At 64.4% G+C, this 21,339-nt stretch carries 15 protein-coding genes; all 15 read left to right on the forward strand.

Annotated elements, in window-relative coordinates:
* Positions 1 to 19: 19 nt before the first annotated feature.
* The 15 genes from ABIE56_RS20035 to ABIE56_RS20105 all read left to right on the forward strand — a co-directional run bounded on the left by ABIE56_RS20035 (position 20) and on the right by ABIE56_RS20105 (position 21,339).
* The gene (locus ABIE56_RS20035; RefSeq protein ID WP_139984296.1) at positions 20 to 391 is read left to right on the forward strand and encodes a response regulator; all 372 of its coding nucleotides are present in this window, start codon (positions 20 to 22) and stop codon (positions 389 to 391) included.
* A 13-nt stretch (positions 392 to 404) separates the two neighbouring features.
* On the forward strand, positions 405 to 950 hold the full coding sequence (locus tag ABIE56_RS20040) for a chemotaxis protein CheW (protein ID WP_429245570.1): 546 nt from the start codon (positions 405 to 407) through the stop codon (positions 948 to 950).
* A gap of 172 nt (positions 951 to 1,122) precedes the next feature.
* Entirely contained in the window at positions 1,123 to 3,153 is a 2,031-nt protein-coding gene (locus ABIE56_RS20045) for a methyl-accepting chemotaxis protein (RefSeq protein ID WP_429245571.1), read from the forward strand.
* A 4-nt stretch (positions 3,154 to 3,157) separates the two neighbouring features.
* Positions 3,158 to 9,568 (forward strand): Hpt domain-containing protein, encoded by a 6,411-nt coding sequence (locus ABIE56_RS20050; protein WP_429245572.1) that lies wholly within the window; start codon positions 3,158 to 3,160, stop codon positions 9,566 to 9,568.
* Entirely contained in the window at positions 9,561 to 11,282 is a 1,722-nt protein-coding gene (locus ABIE56_RS20055; RefSeq protein ID WP_429245573.1) for a chemotaxis protein CheB, read from the forward strand. The genes ABIE56_RS20050 and ABIE56_RS20055 overlap by 8 nt, the downstream gene beginning before the upstream one ends.
* On the forward strand, positions 11,279 to 11,749 hold the full coding sequence (locus ABIE56_RS20060) for a chemotaxis protein CheW (RefSeq protein WP_429245574.1): 471 nt from the start codon (positions 11,279 to 11,281) through the stop codon (positions 11,747 to 11,749). The genes ABIE56_RS20055 and ABIE56_RS20060 overlap by 4 nt, the downstream gene beginning before the upstream one ends.
* Positions 11,750 to 11,825: 76 nt before the next feature.
* A complete protein-coding gene (gene hemP, locus ABIE56_RS20065; protein WP_429245575.1) occupies positions 11,826 to 12,017 on the forward strand; it encodes a hemin uptake protein HemP in 192 nt (63 codons plus the stop codon).
* A 92-nt stretch (positions 12,018 to 12,109) separates the two neighbouring features.
* Positions 12,110 to 12,673, forward strand: coding sequence for a hypothetical protein (locus ABIE56_RS20070; RefSeq protein ID WP_429245576.1), 564 nt, complete (start codon positions 12,110 to 12,112; stop codon positions 12,671 to 12,673).
* A gap of 227 nt (positions 12,674 to 12,900) precedes the next feature.
* The gene (locus ABIE56_RS20075) at positions 12,901 to 14,172 is read left to right on the forward strand and encodes an efflux RND transporter periplasmic adaptor subunit (RefSeq protein ID WP_429245577.1); all 1,272 of its coding nucleotides are present in this window, start codon (positions 12,901 to 12,903) and stop codon (positions 14,170 to 14,172) included.
* Between the two features lie 32 nt (positions 14,173 to 14,204).
* Positions 14,205 to 14,921: an ABC transporter ATP-binding protein gene (locus ABIE56_RS20080; RefSeq protein WP_429245578.1), complete on the forward strand. Its 717-nt coding sequence runs from the start codon at positions 14,205 to 14,207 to the stop codon at positions 14,919 to 14,921.
* A gap of 28 nt (positions 14,922 to 14,949) precedes the next feature.
* Positions 14,950 to 16,257 (forward strand): ABC transporter permease, encoded by a 1,308-nt coding sequence (locus ABIE56_RS20085; protein WP_429245579.1) that lies wholly within the window; start codon positions 14,950 to 14,952, stop codon positions 16,255 to 16,257.
* A 12-nt stretch (positions 16,258 to 16,269) separates the two neighbouring features.
* Entirely contained in the window at positions 16,270 to 17,490 is a 1,221-nt protein-coding gene (locus ABIE56_RS20090; RefSeq protein WP_429245580.1) for an ABC transporter permease, read from the forward strand.
* Positions 17,491 to 17,511: 21 nt separating this feature from the next.
* A complete protein-coding gene (locus ABIE56_RS20095; protein WP_429245581.1) occupies positions 17,512 to 18,819 on the forward strand; it encodes an ABC transporter permease in 1,308 nt (435 codons plus the stop codon).
* Positions 18,819 to 20,039: an ABC transporter permease gene (locus tag ABIE56_RS20100; RefSeq protein ID WP_429245582.1), complete on the forward strand. Its 1,221-nt coding sequence runs from the start codon at positions 18,819 to 18,821 to the stop codon at positions 20,037 to 20,039. Before ABIE56_RS20095 ends, ABIE56_RS20100 begins: the two co-directional genes overlap by 1 nt.
* Before the next feature lie 19 nt (positions 20,040 to 20,058).
* Positions 20,059 to 21,339 (forward strand): ABC transporter permease, encoded by a 1,281-nt coding sequence (locus ABIE56_RS20105; RefSeq protein WP_429245591.1) that lies wholly within the window; start codon positions 20,059 to 20,061, stop codon positions 21,337 to 21,339.

The raw sequence follows: 21,339 nt of genomic DNA on the forward strand, positions 1-21,339 counted from the left end.
TAAGCGTCCAGGGGGACGTGTGGCAAATATCCTCATCATTGATGACTCGCCTACCGATGTCCGCGTGTTCACCACGCTGCTCGAGAAGGCGGGTTTCTCCGTTTCCAGCGTCGACAACGCCGAAGCTGGCCTTGATCGCATTCGTGCGAGCAAGCCCGATCTGGTGATCATGGACGTCATCATGCCCGGCATGAACGGCTTCCAGGCCACGCGCACGCTCAGCCGCGACCCGGCGACGGCGGACGTGCCGGTCGTCATGATCACCACCAAATCGATGGAAACCGACCGGGTGTGGGGGCTGCGCCAGGGCGCCAAGGCCTTCATTACCAAGCCGGTGAACGAGAAGGAACTGCTCTCGACCATCGCCGACCTTTTGCCGAAGCAGAACTGAAGAAGGGCATGCCATGAGCGAGAACGCGGCACTCACGCCCTTTGAACTGCTCGCCCATTACGAACGCGCCTGCCTTGCGCACTCGGCGGGCACGCCCGAGCGCATTGAGAACCTGGGCCTGTGGCGCGGCATCGGCTTCCGCGTGGGCCGCCGCGCCTTCGTGAGCGGCATCGACGAGATCAACGAACTGCTGGCCGTGCCGGCGCTCACCAACGTCCCGGGCACCCAGCCCTGGCTGATGGGCGTAGCCAACGTGCGCGGCAACCTGGTCCCGGCGATCGACCTGGGGCGTTTTCTTTTCGATGAACGTACACCGTCATCGGAGCGTACGCGTTTGCTGCTGGTACGCCAGCACGGCGGCACCGTGGGCCTGCTGGTCGATGAGGTATTCGGCCAGCGCACCATGGATGAAGAGCAGCGCGGCAGCGGCGATGACGAAGTGGACCCGCGCCTGGCGCGTTTTGTGACGGAGAACATCCAGCTCGGCGAGCAATCGTTCGGGCTGTTCAGCATGAACCGCCTGGTTCGTGCGCCGGATTTCCGGCAGGCGGCGCTGTAAGGCGCACAGTAAGGGGGACGGGACGGCCGGACGGCCCTCCCGCACAGGATAAGCGGCGTCGGGATAACCGGCATCGCGACGGGAACGAGGGGGTGGCCTTGTTGCAGGGCCACTCGTCTGCCGGGGGCTGCCAGAAGCCCCGGTCACCAGGTTTTGTTTGGGTGAGGTGGATATGAGCACGACTACAGGGGGCGCAGGCCGTGAAGGTGGCTACACGATGGTTATCGTGTTCCTGCTGCTATCCATTGGCCTGGCATCGGTCGATTTCTGGCTGTTGAACAGCAAGAACGGCGAAGACCGCGAAGCGATCGCGCTGACGACGCAGGTGCAGGTGCTTTCGCAGCAGACCGCGAAGTACGCGCTCGAGGCCTCGGATGGCAATCGCGATTCCTTCCGCGAACTTTCCGCCACGCGCAACACCATCGATTCGGCGGTACAGCGCCTGGTCGCCGGCGACGAGAAGACCGGCATGCCGGCGTACGCGCAGCAGGCAGGCGGCACTGGCCGCGCCATTGGCGCGCTGGCCAACGCATGGCACCAGCTGGATGCCGACATCGGCAAGATCCTGTCGAACAAGGAACTGGTGCTCGCTTCGGGTGAACGCGCCGACCTGTTCTCCAAGCAGATGCCGCTGCTGAACGCCCGTACCGACGAAGTGCTCAACATCGTCCAGCAGAAAAACGCGTCGGTGGAGCAGACCTTCACCATCGCCCGCTGGATGCTCATGGCTGACCGCATGATCCGCCGCGTGCAGGAGATCCTGCAGGGGGGTGACGGTGCGCAGTCCGCCGCCGATGGCCTTTCCCGCGATGCCCAGCTTTACGGCTCGGTGCTCAAGGGGCTGCTCGAAGGCAACCCGGATGGCGGCGTACGTGCCATCTCCGATGCCAACGCCCACAAGATCCTGGCTGACATGCAGACCTCGTGGGGCGACCTGGTCGACCCGGTGGGCCAGCTGGTCAGCGCCTCGCCCAACCTGCAGGACGTGAAGCGCGCCGGTAACCAGGCGTCGCTGGATTCGCAGACAGTGCTGTTGCGCGCTAACGAATCCGCGGACCAGATCGCGAAGCTGCCGCTGACCCGCCTGTTCCCGAACGTGTGGGCTGGCTTGCTTGGCGCCATCGCCACGGTGGCCTTCGCCCTGGTGCTCGTCTTCAGCCTGGTGCGCGACCAGCGCCGCCGCCTGGAGACCACGAGCGACCTGAACCAGCGTAACCAGACCGCGATTATGCGGTTGCTGGATGAGATGGGCACGCTCGCCGAAGGCGACCTGACCATCAAGGCCACGGTGACCGAGGACATCACCGGCGCTATTGCCGATGCTATGAACTCCGCGGTGGACGAGATGCGCAATCTCGTTACCACCATTAACGAGACGGCGGTGCGTGTGTCGGCGGCCGCCCAGGAAACCCAGGCCACCGCCATGCACCTGGCCGACGCGGCCGAGCAGCAGGCGCAGCAGATCACCTCGGCCACCTCCGCGATTAACCAGATCGCCACCTCGATGGATACGGTGTCGAAGGATTCGGCCGAGTCGGCCGACGTGGCACAGCGCTCGGTGCAGATCGCATCGCGCGGCGCCGAAGTGGTGCGCGAGACGATCCAGGGCATGGACTCGATCCGTGACCAGATCCAGGAAACCTCGAAGCGAATCAAGCGGCTGGGTGAGTCGTCGCAGGAAATTGGTTCGATCGTGGAACTGATTAACGACATTGCCGAGCAGACCAACATCCTCGCGCTGAACGCGGCCATCCAGGCCGCATCGGCCGGTGAGGCAGGCCGCGGCTTCGCGGTCGTGGCGGATGAAGTGCAGCGCCTCGCGGAACGCTCCGCGAGCGCAACCAAGCGAATCGAAACGCTGGTGCAGACCATTCAGTCCGATACCAACGAGGCGGTGAGCTCGATGGAGCAGACCACCGCGGAAGTGGTGGCCGGTGCGCGCCTCGCCGAGGATGCCGGTACGGCACTGGGCGATATCGAACGCGTGTCGAACGATCTGTCGGCGCTGATTCAGAACATCTCCGCGGCGGCCCGTGAGCAGTCGGCGGCGGCAACGGATACATCGGCCACGATGAACGTCATCCAGGAGATCACTTCGCAGACGTCGCTGGGTGCCAGCCAGACGGCCGAATCGATCGGTAACCTGGCCCAGCTCGCGAACGACCTGCGCCTGTCCGTCGCGAACTTCAAGCTGCCGGGCTAATGCAGTGAGACTTCAAGACCATACCGATTTCACCACGCTGCACTGGGTCAAGGCGGAGCTCGATGACGCCTTGTCCAAGGCACGCCAGGCGCTCGAGTCGTACGTCGAGGATTCCCGCGACACCTACGTCATGCACACGTGCGCCGCGGACCTGCACCAGGTCCACGGCACGCTGCGCATGGTTGAGCTGTACGGCGCGGCCATGGTCGTGGGCGAAATGGAGCAATTGGTCGCGGCGCTGATCAGCGACCGCGTGGCCAACCGCGATGAAGCCTACGCCGCGCTGATGCGCGGCATGATGCAGATGCCCGACTATCTCGAGCGCCTGCAGAGCGGCCACCGCGATGTCCCCATCGTGTTGCTGCCGTTGCTGAACGACCTGCGCGCGAGCCGGGGCGAACAGTCACTCGACGAATCCGCGCTTTTCACCCCCAACCTCGATGCCTCGCTGCCGCTGGGTGCACCCGGCGCGGCGGATCCTGCCGCGGCCGAAGCCCATCGCAGTGAGCTGCCCGAACTGCGCGCGCGTTTCCAGCAGCAGCTGCTAGCCTGGTTCCGCGGGCAGGGTAGCGATCGCCAGCTGCTTGGCATGCGTGGCACGCTGGATAGCATCGCTGCGCGGTGTTACACCATTGCAGGCCGCCGCCTGTGGTGGATCGCCGCGGGTGTGCTCGAAGGTCTCGAGCGCGGTGTCCTGCGTGCCCACGAAAAAGAAGTGCGACAGCTTATCGGCCGCGTCGACCGCTCGATCCGCGAGCTGGTGGATGGGGGTGAGGAGGCCATGCTCACCGGCGATTCGGATGAGCTGGCCCGCAAGCTCCTTTATTACGTTGCCCAGGCCAAGCAGGGCAGCGAGCGCGTTGATGAACTGCGCCAGGCCTATCGCCTGGACGGGTTGCTTCCGCGCGCCGCCGAAGTCGAACACGCGCGCGGCTCCATGTCGGGCCATAACCGTGCACTGCTCGATACGGTATCGGCCGCGATCAAGGAAGACCTGCTGCGGGTGAAGGAATCGCTCGACCTGTTCCTGCGCCGGCCCGATGGTGACCCGGCACAGCTGGGCCCGCAGGCCGACGTGCTCGATCGCGTGGGCGATACGCTGGGCATGCTCGCCCTGGGCGTGCCGCGCCGCGTGGTGGGCGAACAACGCAGGATCCTCGGCGAAATCGCCGCGGGCACGCGATCGCCGGATGAAGAATCGCTGCTGGATGTCGCTGGTGCGCTGCTCTACGTCGAAGCGTCGCTGGACGATCATATTGAACGCCTGGGCGCCGAAGGCGATACGCCGATCTCCGATAGCGGCCCCTCGCCGCTGCCGCGTAGCGAGGCACGCCACATCCTTACCGCGCTGATGCGCGAGGCGACGGCGAATACCTCGAAGGTGAAGGATGCGATCGTCGCCTTTGTCGAATCGCAGTGGAACCACGACCAGCTGGCCGGTACGCCGGAGCTCATGGCTGAAATCGGCGGTGCGATGCGCATGCTGGGCGCACCGCGCCCGGGCGATCTCGCCGATGGCATCGGCCTCTTCATCCATCGCGAGTTGCTCGGTGATCGTCGCGTGCCCAATGGTGCGCAGATGGATCGCCTGGCCGACGCGGTCGCGGCCCTCGAGTACTACCTGGAGGCGGCGCGCGAGCATCGCGGCGGCCTTGACCACATTCTCGATGTCACCCAGCAGAGCCTGGCTGAACTCGGCTACTGGCCCGTCCCGGGCGATGCGGCCGGCGAGGCGCTCGGCATCGATGCGCTCGACCAGATCGAAGCCGAAGCCATTGAGCACATCGCTGTCCCCGCGAGCAGCGAGGATGCCGGTGAGGCTGTATCCAGCTTCGCCGATACTTTTGATCTCATCGACGAACCGCCGGCAGTCGTGGCTCCGGCTATCGCCGCTGAGCCCGTGCGTGCCGACGAAGACTGGGTCGAGATCGAGGAGGAGATCGAGCAGGAAGTGGGCGGCGATGCCGGCGTATCTGATTTTGCCGGCTTCCAGATCACGGTCGATGGCATCGATGACGAGATCCGGGAGATCTTCCTCGAAGAGACCCAGGAAGAAATCGACAACCTGCGCAAGGCGCTGGCCGCATGGCTGGCAGACCCGGAACGCCCGGACGCGCTCACGCCGATCCGCCGTTCGTTCCATACGTTGAAGGGTTCTGGCCGCCTGGTCGGTGCCCGCCTGCTGGGCGAGTTCGCCTGGAAGGTCGAGAACATGCTTAACCGCGTGCTCGACGGCACGATCGCGCCGCATGAAGGCGTGCAGGCACTGGTGAGCCACGCCGTCGACGCGCTGCCGCAGCTTAAGGCGGCGCTGGAAGGCGATACCCACGTGACGGCGCCGCTTGCCGCGATCATGGAAACCGCCGATCGCCTGGCCCTTGGCGACATGGCCTTTGTCGAGGACGTGGCGCGCAACACCGTGCAAAAGGTGCGCACGAAGGTAAAGCGCCGCGTGCTGCGCGACACCATCGCCGCCGTGCCGACGGCAGCGTTCGCTGGCTATGGCCATTCGGCCCCGGCCGAACCGGAACCGGCGCCTGCAGAGGAGCCGATTTACGTGGCGCCGCCGCTGCCCCCGGTCGACGCCGTGCTGCTGGATATCCTTCGTACCGAAGTCGCGCAATACCTCAATATCATCCGTGCCAACCTTGCCCGCGCGGGCGATGGCGAACTGCCGGTGGATGATGGCCTGCTGCGCGCCGTGCACACCCTGCACGGTGCGATCGGCATGGTCGATATCCCCGTGCTGATCCAGGTACTCGCACCGCTGGAAGGCCTGATCAAGCGCGTTCGCGCGAGCGGCGTGCCGCTACGCGCGGCGGGCGTCGATGCGCTCACCGACGCGGCCGACCTGGTCGACCACGTCATGGAGCTGTTCGATACCGAAGATCCGCGCGTGCCCGATGTTTCCGCGCTGGCCGCACAGATCATCGCCCTGCGCGATGAGCAGCCGGAAGCCACGGTCGCCCACATCCTGTACGAGCCCGATCCGCTGCCGCTCGAGGACGAGCACCTTGCCGAGGCCCCGGTGGCCGAGGCGCCGGTACACCACGATCTCGTCGTGGATGCACCCGTCGTCGATGAGGACGAGGTCGAAGAACTTGCCGCCGACGAGTCGTTCGTCGACGAACCGGCGTTCGTTGAGTCCGCTCTCGACGAGCCCGCTCACGACGAGCCCGCCCTTGATGGATTCGTTGCTGAAGTACCTGCCGTTGCTGAAGCGCCTGCCGTTGCTGCGCCGGGTGAGTCGCTGTCGCCGCTGGACGAAGCCGAACTCGAAGCGTTCATCAACGAGGAGGCCCGTTTCGACGCCGACGTGCGCGAAGCCGAGGCCCACCTCGCCAGCGAGGCTTCCCAGGCCCCGTCCCACGCGAACGATGACCTCGTACCTGCAGACGCGACCAACGCATCGCTCGAAGCCGAGCTGGAGGCGATGCTGGCCGGCGAGCTTGCCGACCTGGACGCTGCCGCCACGCAGGTACGGGGCGATGAACCTGCATCCGAGCCTGCCGCGGATACCGTTGCCGACGGGGATGCCGTGGAAGAACAGGCACCGGTCGACCTCGCATCGATCGACCTGGTCGATAGCGAACACGACCTCACGGCCGAGCTGCTTGCCTCGCTTGAAGGCTTCACGGTTGATCCGCCGGTGATCGACGTCAAGCCGATAGAGAAGTACGACCTGAACGAGGATGCCGCCTGGCGTGCGCTCGTCGACGAAGCCGCGGTGGAAACGCCGTCGGTTCACGATGAGATCCCGCAGCCGATGTCCCACGACGGTGATGTGCTGCATACCGACGACGGCGTCCTCGAGGAAGAGCCCGCGGCCGAGGTGGTTGCGACGGTCGATACGAGCGAAGGCGACGCACAGGCGGCGGCCGACGAGCAGGACGAAGAGCTCGTCACGCCCGACGCCGACGACCTCCCGGTCATCATCGAAGATCAGTCCCACGAGCCCCTGGCCGAGCCCGTCCACGAGCCGGTGGAAGTCGAAGCCCCGGCCCTCGTGCCTGAGCTCTCGCCCTACGCCGATATCGACCCGGATCTCCTCGAAGTGTTCGTCGAGGAAGGTCGCGAGATCCTTGACCAGGCCGATGCCTCGCTCGCCGCTTGGCGCGTGGATCCACAGCAGGGCGAACACGTCGCCTCGCTGCAGCGTGACCTGCATACGCTGAAGGGCAGTGCCCGCATGGCCGGCCTCGCCATCGTGGGCGATTTCGCCCATGCCATGGAAGCGTTGCTCGATGCGGTTGCCGGTGGCCAGCGCGAAAGCGACGGCGCCGCCATCGAGGCGATGGAAAGCGGTTTCGATCGCCTGCATCGCATGATCGTGGCGATCGCAAAGCACCAGCCCATTTCGCTCAGCGAAGCGGATATCGAACCGTTCGCCCGCCTGGCGGGCGCGCCGATCGCGCCGGATACGCTCACCGCGGAGAACTACCGCGAGGAGCGCGAGGCCGCGACGCAGCCGGATACCTGGCTGCCGCCGGCACCGCAGCCCGAGCCGATCCCGGTCCTCGATCGCGTCCTGCCCGACCTGCTCCCGGAGATGGAGGAGGAAGAGCTCCAGCGCGCCTCGCAGGAACAGATCCGTGTCCGCGCAGACATGCTCGATACGCTGGTGAACCATGCCGGTGAAGTGTCGATCTACCGTTCGCGCCTCGAGCAGCAGACAGCGAGCTTCCGTTCCACGCTGACCGAGCACGAGCAGACGGTCAGCCGCCTGCGCAGCCAGCTGCGTATGCTGGAAATCGAAACGGAAACCCAGATCATCGCGCGTTACCACCAGGAGCATCGCGATAACGCGGCCGCAACGTTCGATCCGCTCGAACTCGACCGCTTCTCGCAGCTTCAGCAGTATTCGCGTGCGCTGGCCGAGTCCGTATCCGATCTTGTGTCGCTGCAGACCATGATGGACGACCTCACCCGTCAGACCGAAACGCTGCTGCTGCAGCAGCAGAAGGTCAACGCGGAGCTGCAGGAAGGCCTGATGCAGACGCGCATGTTGCCGTTCGACGCGATGGTGCCGAACCTTCGCCGCACCCTGCGCCAGGCCGCCTCCGATGTGGGCAAGCGTGCGCAGCTCGTGGTGGAGGGCGCCAACGGCGAAATGGACCGCAACATGCTCGACCGCATCAAGGCACCGTTCGAGCACATGCTGCGCAACGCGGTCGCCCACGGTATCGAGGCGCCGCAGGCGCGCGAAGCCGCGGGTAAGAACGCGGAAGGCACGGTACGGATCCAGGTGGCCCGCGAAGCCACGGAAGTGGTCGTGCGCCTGTCCGATGACGGTGCCGGCATGGATCGTGATGCAATTCGCGAAAAGGCCATCGAGCGCGGCCTGCTGCGCCCCGATGCTCGCGTATCGGACGATCAGATCTTCCAGCTCACCCAGGTGCCCGGTTTCTCCACGGCGGAGAAGGTCACCCAGGTGGCCGGCCGTGGTGTCGGCATGGATGTGGTGGCGAACGAGATCAAGCAGCTCGGCGGTACCCTGGCCATTGAATCGCAGCGCGGCACGGGCACCACGTTCGTGATGCGCCTGCCGTTCACCCTGGCGGTAACCCAGGCCCTGATCGTGCGCATTGGTGAAACCAACTTCGCCATCCCGATGACCTCGGTACACGGCGTGGCCAAGGTGGAGCCGAACGAACTGGCCCACCGCATGGCCGATGACGATGCCCAGTTCGAGTATGCCGGCGAGGATTACGCGATCCACGATCTGCCGCAGCTGCTCGGCGTTCACGTGATCGCGTCACCGGATGAAGGCGATATCCCCTTGCTGCTTGCCCGCTCGGGTGACCTGCGTGCGGCCATCCGCGTGGATGCCGTGCTGGGTTCACGCGAAATCGTGGTCAAGCCGGTGGGTCCGCAGGTCAGCTCCGTACCGGGCATCCTCGGCGCCACCATCATGGGCGATGGCTCGGTGCTGATGATTCTCGACCTGGCACCGCTGGTACGTCATGGCGTGGCTCGCCAGGCATTCGAGGCCGAGGCGGCACTCCCGCAGGCCCCCCGCAAGCAGGACGAAGTGCGCGTGAAGCCGCTGGTGATGGTGGTCGATGATTCGATCACCATGCGCAAGGTGACTGGCCGCGTGCTGGAGCGCCATGAGTTCGAAGTGATGACGGCGAAGGATGGCGTGGACGCACTCGAGAAGCTCAATGAGCGCGTTCCTGACCTTATGTTGCTGGATATTGAGATGCCGCGGATGGATGGCTACGAACTAGCGACGGCCATGAAGGCCGACGAGCGCCTGGCTGGCGTGCCAATCATCATGATTACGTCGCGTACGGGCGATAAGCACCGCCAGCGCGCGTTCGATATCGGCGTGGATCGTTATATCGGCAAGCCCTACCAGGAGAACGACCTGGTGGTGCAGATCAACGATGTGCTCGGAGTAACCCATGGTTGAACACGAGCCGTCCGTTGCGCTGCTCTTTGATGACGCGGGCCTGTCGGCCCATCTGCGCGATGCCCTGGTCGCGCAGGGCGCGCGGATCGTCTACGAGTCCGACCTGAAGGCGTTTGCCCCTGCCGAACTCGTCGGATCATCGGCCGATGTGGTGGTCGTGGATCTCGATGATCCGAGCGATTCCGATCTCGATCGTCTCTATGAAACGGTTGAAGGCGGCCATCCGCGCCTGGTGTTCAACGATGCCGATGCCAGTCGTGATCTTGAAGGCTGGGACCGGGCGCGCTGGGCGCGCCACCTGGCGGCCAAGCTGGTCGGCGCGTCGCCGCTGGATCCTCCGCGGCCGGATGACGCGCGCGCTATCGAACCGCGCGTGGCTGCCATGAGCCGTGAGCCCGCGCCGGCCGAAGAAGCGCTGGTCGAGCCGATTACCGATGAGCTTTCGATCACCGGCGTGCACGGGTATCCCGAAACGCCGATGTCCATGGTGGATGCTGCCGACGTGCCGTTCCCGGGCGAGGCCACGCCAGCCCTGGGCGCTCATCTTGCCGATGAGCTCGAATTCTCGACACCGCAAATCGATGCAGTCGACGGGGGCCACGTCGCAGATCCGGAAGACCTGGCGGCAGAACTGGAGGCTGTCCTGGCTGAGACGGGCGCCGCGGAAGTGCAGGGTACGGATGGGATTGATGACCTGCCGTCCCTTCCGCTCGAACTCACGGACCTGGCCTCATTGGACCTTTCCGGTTTTGAAGTCGTCGATGAATCGCCCGCACCCACGCCGCCTGTCGAGCGCGAGTTCGATGCGAGCCAGTTCAGCCTGGTCCCCGATGACGCCGCCGCCCCGGCGGCCGTAAGCGACGATGCGCCTGCGCTGGAAATCACCTCGCGATCCACGCAGTACGTGCCGCCGCCGGTACCGGAGTGGGACCTGGTCGATCATGACACGATCATCGCCGAGGCATCGCCGCTGGCGGATCCGGCTGAGTTCGGCATCGAAACGATGAGCGCGGCCGAGTTCCTCGCGCAGGATGTGGTGGACGATGGCAGCGTCGCTATCGAGCCCGGCCTTAAGCTTGAGCTTGTATCGCTGGAAGAAGCCATCGCGCCGAGTACCGATGGCAAGTTCATGCACGAGATGATCCTGGAGACCACGACGCGCGCGGTACGCCGCGTCGTGGCGCTGGCGGGTACCGTGGAAAGTGAGGATGCCATCCGGCTGTTCCTTGCCGCCATGCCGGGCCGCTTGCCGGCAACCATCCTGGTCGTGGCGCACCATGCCGATGACACGGGAGCCCTTGCGCAGCGCCTTGGTCGCGGCCGCGTCGCCACCGATGGCGTCCCCACCGCCCATGGCGAAGTACTGGTCGTGCCGCGTGGCGCGCACGTGCAGATTCGCCGCGACGGTAGCGTCACGGTCCGCGATGACGGCAGTGCGTTCAATGCCGCCGGTCCCTCCATTGACGGCATTTTCAGCACGCTGGCGGGTGGGTTTGGTGCCGATGCACTGGCTATCGTTTTCGCCGGCCGCGGCAACGATGCGGTCGCTGGTGCGCAGGCGGTCTATGACGGTGGCGGGCGCGTCTGGGTGCAGGCGGTGCCGCCCGAGGACGAACGCGGACATATGGTCACAGGCATCCGCGAAGAGCGGGTGGCCGGCTATGCGGGCGATGTCGCTGCGCTGGCCAGGAAATTGAACGAGGAATTCCCATGAGCGAGCCGTTACCGCGCGAAATCCGCTGCGTCCTGATTCCCAGCGGCGGTGTACGCCTGCTGCTGCCCAATGCCGCGGTGGCGGAAGTGATCACGCTGGCCGGCGTCGAGCCCGTGGCCGAAGGCCCTGAGTGGCTGGCCGGCCGGATTCAATGGCGTGGCTGGCAGATCCCGCTGGTCAGTTTCGATCACGTGGCCAGGCTGCCTGAGGATGCCCCGCCGCAAGCCTCCCGCGTGGCCGTGCTCAAGGCGATTGGCAACCGTGCCGACATGCCGTACATCGCGGTGCTTACCCACGGCTTCCCGCGCCTGACCACGCTCAATGCCGAGCTGCTGCTGCCCACCCATGATGGCCACGACCTGCCCTTCGGCGTGCGCGCCCGCGTGCTCGTGCGCGACGACACGGCGGTCATTCCGGATCTGGAAGGTATCGAGGCGACCCTGGTGGCCATGCAGGAAGCTGCCTGATCAAAAGGCTTGACTCGTAATTGAGAATCATTATCATCAACTCCGCACCCTCACTTGCGGAGAGTAAGCCATGTTGATGAGAAGCCTTCCCCTGAACGAAGCCGCCGGCCGCGACAAGGTCGTCCCGCTGCGCGCCGTTGCTACGCCCGCCCGCCGCGTTGAAAGCAAGAACCTCCTCGATGGTTCCCGCGAGCTGGTCATCGAACACCAGGGCGCCGAGTACCACCTGCGCCTGACCCGCAACGACAAGCTCATCCTTACCAAGTAAGCCCGGTTTCATCTCCCCGACGCCAAGCCACGCGGGCCTCCCCACGCCGCCAGCCAGGCATCTTTTCCCAGGCCGTCAACGGGAGGCGCCTCATGTTCGGTTGGCTCGCATCTTTCGGCGTGCAGACGCGCGCCCGCAGTGGCTCCACGACGCGCTGGCTCGCGGTACCTCCGCGAACGCTGGTAGAGGGCCTTGGCCAGCTTGGTGGGGTGCTCTATCTTGCCCCGCGGCCGACGAGCTGCCCCGCCAGCGTGGTTCCGCCCGTCGGTTGCCTGGTGGAGAACGCGGAGCTTGCACCCCTGATGGCCACGCACTACGTCGGCCTTACCTGTGCAGTTACCGCGGAAGGCCCGCGTGAGTGGCTCGACTGCGTCAGCGGGGAAGGGGATACGCTCGCCCGCATCTATCTGCTTCCCGATACGGATTACCTCGCGTGGGATGGCCTGTTCGCGGATGCCACGCCAATCGATGCACCCCAGCGCCACGCGCCCGATCGCGAGTGGCTGCGCGCCTGCCGCGCACGCGTCCTCAGCTTCCAGCGCCGCCGCCTGGTGGGCTTTGATGTGCTGGGTGCCCGCGAAGTGTCCATTTCCGTGCTCGGCCGTGGCGTCGCCCGCGATATCGCCGTCTCCGAATCGGTCGCCATCACCGGCTGAGCCGGCCTGTAGGAGCGCGCTTGCGCGCGATCCGGGCCTACCTTGCACCCCATCGCGCGCAAGCGCGCTCCCACAGTGACCACCGTACACGTGGCCACTGTCCGGACACCTGTCCGCGGACACCGTCCACGCTCAGGAACGAGCTCGTAACTCCCTGAATTAAAGCCACTTCCCGAGTTGGCACGCGGCTTGCTGAAGACACCAGCAAGTTCATCAGGGAAACAGCCATGATCCGAGATACCGCCGCCCAGGACCGCCTCGTTGAGGTTCGTCCCAACCGCCACCGCAAACTGCTCATCGCCGGTGGCGCGCTAGCGGTGCTGGTGGCTATCGGCTTCTCTATCCCCAAGATCGCCACGATGTTCTCGGCCGACACATCGGTGAGCGCATCCCGTCTCTCGTTCGGTACCGTGACCCGCGGCCCGTTCGTTCGCGACATCGCTGCCGAAGGCAAAGTGGTGGCGGCGGTCAGCCCTACGCTCTATGCGCCTTATGGCGGTGCGGTGGTCATGCAGGTGCACGCGGGCGATGTGGTGAAGAAGGGCCAGGTACTGGCCGTGGTGACCAGCCCGGAACTCACCAACAAGCTTGCCCAGGAGCAATCCGCCGCCGATGCCATGGAGGTGGAATACCTGCGCGCCAAGGTCGACGCCACGAAGAAGCGCGCCGAACTGCAGAAAGCGTTCGATAACGCCGTGGTGGACCAGACGGCCGCGGAGCGCGATCTCAAGCGCTATCAGGGCGCGTTCGACAAGGGGGCCGTGTCCAACTTCGATGTCGACAAAGCGAAATCCACGCTCGACAAGGCGGCGATCACGCAGAAACACGCCCAGTCCGATATGACGATCGATAACAGCAGCCTCACCTTCGATATCCAGTCCAAGAAGCTTGCGCACGATCGCCAGGAACTGTTGGTCAAAGACCTGCAGCGCCAGGTGGAAGACCTCAACGTGAAGTCCCCGGTCGATGGCCAGGTGGGCCAGCTGTTCATCGCCGAACGCGCCACGGTGGCAAAGGATGCACAGCTGGTCAGCGTCATCGACCTGACCGCGCTCGAAGTTGAAATGAAAGTACCCGAGAGCTTCGCTCGCGATCTCGCGATTGGCATGCCTGGCGAAATCACAGGTAACGGCAAGGAATGGAAGGGCAAGGTCAGCGCGATCTCACCGGAAGTGGTCAATGGTGAAGTGGCCGCGCGCCTCCGCTTCGATGGCCAGTCCCCCGCCCAGCTGCGCCAGAGCCAGCGCCTGTCCGTCCGAATTCTTCTCGATAGCCGCCAGAACGTGCTTACCGTACAGCGTGGCTCGTTCGTGGATGAAAGCGCCGGCCGCTACGCCTACGTCGTCAATGACGGCATGGCCGATCGTCGTGATATCCGCGTCGGTGCCAGCAGCATCGACAAGGTCGAAATCCTGGACGGCCTGAAAGAGGGCGACAAGATCGTCATCTCCGGTGCCGACACCTTCGGTGACGCCAAGCACGTCGCCATCGCCCGCTGACCGCCCAACCTGTTTCCAACGAGGGATATGCCATGTTGAAGATGAACCACCTTGCCAAGGTCTACCGCACGGAAGTCGTCGAGACCTATGCGCTGCGCGATTTCAATATTGACGTGAAGGAAGGCGAATTCGTCGCCGTGACCGGCCCGTCGGGTTCGGGCAAGACCACCTTCCTGACCATCGCCGGCCTGCTCGAGACCTTCACCGGTGGCGAGTACCACCTCGATGGCATCGAAGTGAGCCAGCTCAACGACAACGCACGTTCGAAGATCCGCAACGAAAAGATCGGCTTCATCTTCCAGGCATTCAACCTCATTCCCGACCTGAACGTGTTCGATAACGTGGAAGTTCCGCTGCGTTACCGCGGCATGAAGGCCGCCGAGCGCAAACAGCGGATCATGGATGCGCTGGAGCGCGTGGGCCTGGCTGCTCGTGCCCGCCATTACCCGGCGGAACTCTCCGGTGGCCAGCAGCAGCGCGTCGCCATCGCCCGTGCCCTGGCCGGCTCGCCCCGCCTGCTCCTGGCCGATGAACCGACCGGTAACCTGGATACGCAGATGGCCCGCGGCGTCATGGAATTGCTTGAAGAGATCCACCGCGAAGGCGCGACCATCGTCATGGTCACCCACGACCCGGAACTGGCGGCCCGCGCCCAACGCAACGTGCACGTCATCGATGGCCAGGTCGTGGATCTGTCCGAAGAGCCGCGCTTCCACGCGCACACGCACGCCCACACCGTCCGCTCCTGATCCTGGCCCCGCGCCGAAGGTGGCACCTATGTTTGCCTATTACCTACAGCTGGGCCTGCGCAGCCTGCGCAAGAACCCGATGCTCACCGCCCTGATGGTGATGGCCATCGGCTTCGGCGTGGCCGCATCGATGACGACTTACTCGGTATTCCGGGCGACGTCGCGCGATCCGATTCCGCAGAAGTCGAGCGTGCTGTTCAACACCCAGCTGGACGCATTCGGGCCGGAAAACATCGAGAACGGCGAGCCACCGGATGCGTTGACCTATATCGATGCCACGGCCATCCTTCGCGCGCACAAGACGTCCCGCCAAACCATTGTCTACCCGGTAAACGTCTCGGTCATCCCCGACGATCCTTCGCGCCTGCCCATGCGTGAAGGCGCCTATGCCAACGGTGCCGACATGTTCGGCATGTTCGATATGCCCTTCATCCAGGGGCGTGGCTGGACGCGGGAAGACGACGACAAGCATGCGAGCGTGGTGGTCATCACCCGGGCGCTGAACGACAAGCTGTTCAACGGTGCGCAAAGCGTCGGCAAGCAGATCAACCTCGATGGACGTCTGTTCCGTATCGTCGGCGTGATGGACGACTGGTCGCCCCAACCGGTGTTCTTCAACGTGCCCAATACCGGTGGCTTCGATGAAGGCGCGGCGGTGTACATGCCGTTCACCCGCGCGATCGATCTTCAGTTGCCCACGAATGGCAACAACAATTGCGTGAAGGAACCCGAGCAGGGTTGGGATGGTTACCTGCGTTCGGAATGCATCTGGCTGGCGCTGTGGAGCGAGATGGACTCGAAGAGCGAGGTCGACGCCTATCGCAACTACCTCAACGGCTATGCCGCCGAACAGCAGCGTGCGGGTCGCTGGAGCTGGGCGCCCAACGTCAAGGTGCGCAACGTGACCGAATGGCTCGATGTGCAGAAGGTCGTGCCGAAGGAGTCGACCATTTCGCTGGTGGTGTCGCTGGGCTTCCTGGTGATCTGCCTCGTGAACACCGTAGGCCTGCTGCTCGCCAAGTTCCTGCGCAGGGCGCCGGAGATCGGCGTGCGCCGGGCATTGGGCGCTTCCCGCGGCGATATCTACGCACAGTTCCTGATCGAGGCAGGCGCGGTTGGCATCGCCGGTGGCGTGCTGGGCTTGCTCTTGACTGGCCTGGGGATCATGGGAACGAAGCTGGTGTTCCCGGAAAACATCTCGCGGTTGGCCACCGTCGATCCCGTGCTCATCCTGATGACCTTGGTGGTCGCGATTGTCGCCTCCGTGGTCGCCGCCTTCTATCCCACATGGCGCGCCGCCCAGGTGCAGCCGGCGTGGCAGCTCAAGTCCAACTGAGGACATCCCGGCATGAATCTCCAGATTAGACCCATCCTGGCAGCCCTGCGCCGACACAAGTCCGGTACGATCCTGATTGCCGTGCAGATCGCGCTGACCCTCGCCATTGTCTGCAACGCCTTGTTCATCGTGCACCAGCGTATCGAGCGGGCGCATCGCATCACCGGTATCGATGAGCAGAACCTTATCGCGGTGCAGAACCGCTATGTGGGCAAGCCCGACACCTTCATTCCGCAAATGAAGACCGACGTGGCAGCCCTGCGCAATATTCCGGGTGTCGAGTCGGCATATGTCACCAACGCTTACCCGTTGCGTCGCGGCGGCTGGTCGACGGGCATCCAGGTCGACCCGGACAAGACCAAGGACAGCCTGCCAAGCGCGTTGTACTTCGTCGATGAGCAGGCATTGCAAACCCTGGGTGTCAAGCTCATCGCGGGGCGTAACTTCAACCCTTCCGAGGTCGTTACGGTGGGGCCGCAGACCACTCCGGCACCGCCGCAAGTAATTATCACCAAGGCGATCGCGGACAAGCTGTTCCCGAAGGGCGATGCACTGGGCAAGACCATCTATTACTCGAAGGGCAAACCGTCCACGATCATCGGGATCGTCGAGAAGCTCACCGTACCCTGGACCGATTTCGACCACATGGATAACGTGACGCTGATGCCCGTCCGATTCGACAGCGGCTACCAGCACTTCATGGTCCGCACGAAGCCAGGGCAACAGGATGCCGTATTCAAGGCCATTCCTGGCGCCCTGTACGCCGTGAGCCGCATGCGCGTTCTGCCCGAGAAGTATGGGGTTCGCACGTTCGAGACGGTGCGGGCCAGCGCCTACGAGGCGGATCACGGCATGGCGATCCTGATGACTGTCGTGTGCGGCGTGTTGCTGGCGATCACGGCGGCGGGCATCGTGGGCCTGTCGAGCTTCTGGGTGGGCCAGCGCCGCAAGCAGATCGGCGTACGCCGTGCGTTGGGTGCCCGCCGCTCCGACATCCTCAGCTACTTCATGACCGAGAACTTCCTGATCGCGCTGGGCGGTGTCATCGTTGGGACGGTGCTTGCGCTGGGCCTCAGCCAGTGGATGCTGAAGTACTTCGAGATGCCGCGCGTGTCGTTCACCTATGTTGGCGTTGGCGTCGTGCTGTTGCTCGCGCTCGGCCAGGCGGCGGTGTTCGCACCGGCCTTGCGTGCCTCGAAGGTTTCCCCGGTGGAAGCGACGCGTAGCGTCTGAGCCATAGGTTGAGGAGCAGTAATGTTCAGTTATTACCTTGAGTTGGCCTTGCGAAGCTTGCGGCGGAGCAAGGCCCTCACGGCGCTCATGGTGCTGGCGGTGGCCATGGGCATCGGTGCATGCATGACCACGCTGACGGTGCTGCATGTGGTTTCGGGTGACCCCATCCCGAGCAAGAGCCACAGGCTGTTTTATCCCCAGCTGGAGCCGCGTGACACCGATAACGGCTTCTATACGAAGGGCGAGCCACCGGACCAGATCTCCTGGCAGGATGGCATGTACCTGCTGAAAGCCAAGCGGGCTGACCGGCAAGCGCTTATGACCGGCGGCGTGGCGCCCGTGCAATTGCCGGGCGCCAGAATCGAGCCGTTCTTCGCCCGGGCACGCTACACCACGGCGGATTTCTTCCCGATGTTCGAGGTGCCGATGCACTTTGGGCATGCCTGGTCGGCCGAAGAAGACGAGGCACGCTCACGCATCGCGGTGATCAGCAGCACGCTGAACGAAAAGCTCTTCCACGGCGAAGACAGCACGGGCAAGACGGTGCGCTACAACGGCGTCGACCTGCGCGTGGTGGGCGTCATCGATCCATGGCGCGCCCATCCCCGCTTCTACGATCTGAACGACAGCTACGCGGATGCCGAGGAATTGTTCATCCCGCTCACGACGTCGCGTGACCTGCGTGGCCCGCGCAACGGTTCCCGCGATTGTTGGGGGCAGGGCGGCAAACAGCAGGAGGATGCGCTCGAAACGGCTAACTGCACCTGGTTGCAGCTGTGGGTGCAGATTGACGATCCGGCAAAGGTCGCCAGTTACAAGGATTTCCTTGTCCACTATTCGCAAGAGCAGCTAGCCGCGGGCCGCTTCCACCTGCCTCCAAACGTTCGCCTGCGTAATGTCACGGAATGGCTTGACTACAACCAGGTGGTGCCCAGCGACGTGCACCTCCAGGTCTGGCTGGCCCTTGGCTTCTTCGTGGTCTGCCTGGTGAATACCGTCGGGCTCATGCTGGCCAAGTTCCTTCGCCGCTCGTCCGAGATCGGGGTGAGGCGAGCATTGGGGGCCTCCCGGGCGCACGTGTTCGCGCAGCTGCTGATCGAGGCCGGCATGATTGGTCTCACCGGCGGCGTCGCTGGCTTGTTTATGGCGCTGGGCGGCCTTTGGCTCGTACGCCAGCAACCGGATGCCTACGCATCGCTCGCGCACCTGGACCTGCCCATGCTGGCAGCCACGTTTGCCATTGCCATTGGCGCCACGTTGATCGCAGGCCTGCTCCCGGCGTGGCGCGCATGCCAGGTCACTCCCGCCCTGCAGCTGAAGAGTCCGTGATGCTAGATATCCGACCCATCTTCTCGACACTGAAGCGCCACAAGGTGACCGCGATCCTGTTGGTGCTGGAGATCGCGCTCACCTGCGCCATCGTGTGCAACGCCGTATTCCTGGTGCGCCAACGCCTGGACTGGATGAATACGCCCAGCGGCATCGACGAGGCCACGGTGGTCGAAGTGCGACCGGTGAACATCGGCGCCACGCCAGCCATGCATGCAAGGGTGGAGGAAGCGCTGCAGGCGTTGCGCCAGTTGCCCGGCGTGCGTTACGCCAGCCTTTCGAACGAGCTGCCCTTCGGGTTCGAATCGTGGAATGACGGCATCAAGCTCGACAAGGATGTGGTCATCCCCGCCATGCACGTCACGGCGTACTACGGCGATGGGCTTATCAATACGTTCGGTGTTCAGTTGCTCGAGGGGCGCGATTTCTCGCCCGACGAGTACGCGTGGCTCGATGACATCACCAGTGGGCGTAAGGATGTAGCGATCCCGCACGTGGTGATCATTACCAAGTTCATGGCGGATCGTCTGTTCCACGGCAGTGCACTAGGAAAGACGCTGTACTACGGCGGTGAGCCTGTGCGGGTGGTGGGTGTCGTACGCGACGTGGCCCGGCCAAACATCATGGACCGTTCGCTGACTTACGGAAGCATGTTCCTGCCCATCCACATGAGCGAGGGCATCGGCGCGACCTACGTCATGCGTGTGCAGCCAGGCCAGGCGGATGCCGTGCTGAAGGCTGCCAGTGCCAGGTTGCGCGAGCTGGATCCGAACCGGGTCATCCAGCGCAAGCGCCATTACAGTGAGGTGCGCGCGGCGTATTTTGCCAGTGATCGCGCCATGGCGGGCCTGCTGGTAGGCGTCTGCGTCGCGCTGCTCATCGTTACGGCGCTGGGCATCGTCGGACTGGGTAGCTTCTGGGTCTCGCAGCGGCGCCGGCAGATCGGCGTGCGCCGTGCGCTTGGGGCCACGCGCACTGATGTACTGCGCTATTTCCAGACTGAAAACTTCCTGCTGGCGACCATGGGTATCGTGCTGGGCATGGTGCTCGCCTACGGGATCAATATCGTCTTGATGCTGCGCTATGAATCGCCACGGCTACCGGCCATATACCTCCCGCTGGGTGCGATAGCACTGTGGCTGTTGGGCCAGGCGGCGGTGTACGCGCCCGCAAGGCGTGCATCGCGCGTTCCACCTGTTGAGGCCACCCGTGGGAACTGAGTTTTCGTACTACCTTGAGATGGCCGTTCGCAGCCTGCGCCGGAACCCTGTCCTTACCGCCTTGATGATCCTGGCGGTGGCTTTGGGAATCGGTGCCTGCATGACAACCCTTACGGCGCTGCATGTCCTTTCCGGCGATCCGTTACCAGGGAAAAGCGGACGAATCTTCATGCCGCGGATCGAGCCCCGCGACGCCTCGTCGGCAAACGATCCGCTGCCGCCAGACGAGGTGACATGGATGGATGGCATGGCAATGCTGCATGCCGGTCGCGCTACGTACCAGGCCCTCATGGTGGGGGGATTGGGGACGATCCATCCGGATGATCCTGCCGTGGACGCGTTCATGGCGCCGGCACGGTATACCACCGCCGACTTCTTTCCCATGTTCAATGTGCCATTCCGTTATGGCGGCTACTGGAATGCCACGGACGATGAGAGGCGCACCCGTGTCGCGGTGATCAGCGATACGTTGAACACCCGGCTGTTCGGTGGGGCCAACAGCGTGGGCCGGATTCTCCACGTCAACGAGGCGAGCTTCCGTATCGTCGGCGTGCTCGCGCCCTGGCGTCCGGTACCGCATTTCTACGACACGAATACGGGGGACTACACCACGGCAGAGGATCTATACGTACCGCTTGGCGCGGCGCGTGATACGCAGCTCCCCCGCGATGGCGGTATCCAGTGCTGGGGGCAGGGAAGCGGTGATGAAGACAACATGGAGAAAGCGCCGTGCGTGTGGCTGCAGTACTGGGTTCAGTTGGATGGCCCCGCCGCGGTGAACGCCTATCAGGCGTTCCTTGATGGCTACGTGCGCGAGCAACAAGCGACGGGCCGCTTCGAGCGGGTGGCCGCCGCATCGCTGACGAGCGTACGCGACTACCTCGTCGAAAAGAAAGTCGTGCCTGATGACGTGAGGCTCCAGTTCTGGCTCGCGCTTGGGTTCTTCGTAGTCTGCCTCGTCAATACGGTAGGGCTCATGCTCGCCAAATTCCTGCGCCGCGCGGGTGAGTTGGGTGTTCGTCGCGCACTGGGGGCGTCCCGCCGTCACATATTCGCGCAGTTGGTCATCGAAGCGGGGATCATCGGTCTGGCCGGCGGTGGCGTGGGCTTGGTCCTTGCGTGGCTTGGGCTCATGCTCGTTCGCATTAACCCGAACCATAGCGCTCAACTCGCCCATCTCGATCCCGCGATGCTGGTCACGACCTTCGTCCTTTCCGTCGCGGCGGCGATGCTGGCCGGCTTGTTCCCTGCGTGGCGCGCCTGCCAGGTGCCGCCGGGCTTGCACCTGAAGAGCCAGTGA

Source organism: Luteibacter sp. 621, from assembly GCF_050435445.1.
Lineage (GTDB): Bacteria > Pseudomonadota > Gammaproteobacteria > Xanthomonadales > Rhodanobacteraceae > Luteibacter.

What these genes read in the sequence shown, in the direction of transcription:
- ABIE56_RS20040 (WP_429245570.1), top strand. Translation starts at nt 405, where the DNA reads ATGAGCGAGAACGCGGCACTCACGCCCTTTGAACTGCTCGCCCATTAC.
- ABIE56_RS20045 (WP_429245571.1), top strand. Translation starts at nt 1,123, where the DNA reads ATGAGCACGACTACAGGGGGCGCAGGCCGTGAAGGTGGCTACACGATG.
- ABIE56_RS20055 (WP_429245573.1), top strand. Translation starts at nt 9,561, where the DNA reads ATGGTTGAACACGAGCCGTCCGTTGCGCTGCTCTTTGATGACGCGGGC.
- ABIE56_RS20060 (WP_429245574.1), top strand. Translation starts at nt 11,279, where the DNA reads ATGAGCGAGCCGTTACCGCGCGAAATCCGCTGCGTCCTGATTCCCAGC.
- hemP (WP_429245575.1), top strand. Translation starts at nt 11,826, where the DNA reads ATGAGAAGCCTTCCCCTGAACGAAGCCGCCGGCCGCGACAAGGTCGTC.
- ABIE56_RS20070 (WP_429245576.1), top strand. Translation starts at nt 12,110, where the DNA reads ATGTTCGGTTGGCTCGCATCTTTCGGCGTGCAGACGCGCGCCCGCAGT.
- ABIE56_RS20075 (WP_429245577.1), top strand. Translation starts at nt 12,901, where the DNA reads ATGATCCGAGATACCGCCGCCCAGGACCGCCTCGTTGAGGTTCGTCCC.
- ABIE56_RS20080 (WP_429245578.1), top strand. Translation starts at nt 14,205, where the DNA reads ATGTTGAAGATGAACCACCTTGCCAAGGTCTACCGCACGGAAGTCGTC.
- ABIE56_RS20085 (WP_429245579.1), top strand. Translation starts at nt 14,950, where the DNA reads ATGTTTGCCTATTACCTACAGCTGGGCCTGCGCAGCCTGCGCAAGAAC.
- ABIE56_RS20090 (WP_429245580.1), top strand. Translation starts at nt 16,270, where the DNA reads ATGAATCTCCAGATTAGACCCATCCTGGCAGCCCTGCGCCGACACAAG.
- ABIE56_RS20095 (WP_429245581.1), top strand. Translation starts at nt 17,512, where the DNA reads ATGTTCAGTTATTACCTTGAGTTGGCCTTGCGAAGCTTGCGGCGGAGC.
- ABIE56_RS20100 (WP_429245582.1), top strand. Translation starts at nt 18,819, where the DNA reads ATGCTAGATATCCGACCCATCTTCTCGACACTGAAGCGCCACAAGGTG.
- ABIE56_RS20105 (WP_429245591.1), top strand. Translation starts at nt 20,059, where the DNA reads ATGGCCGTTCGCAGCCTGCGCCGGAACCCTGTCCTTACCGCCTTGATG.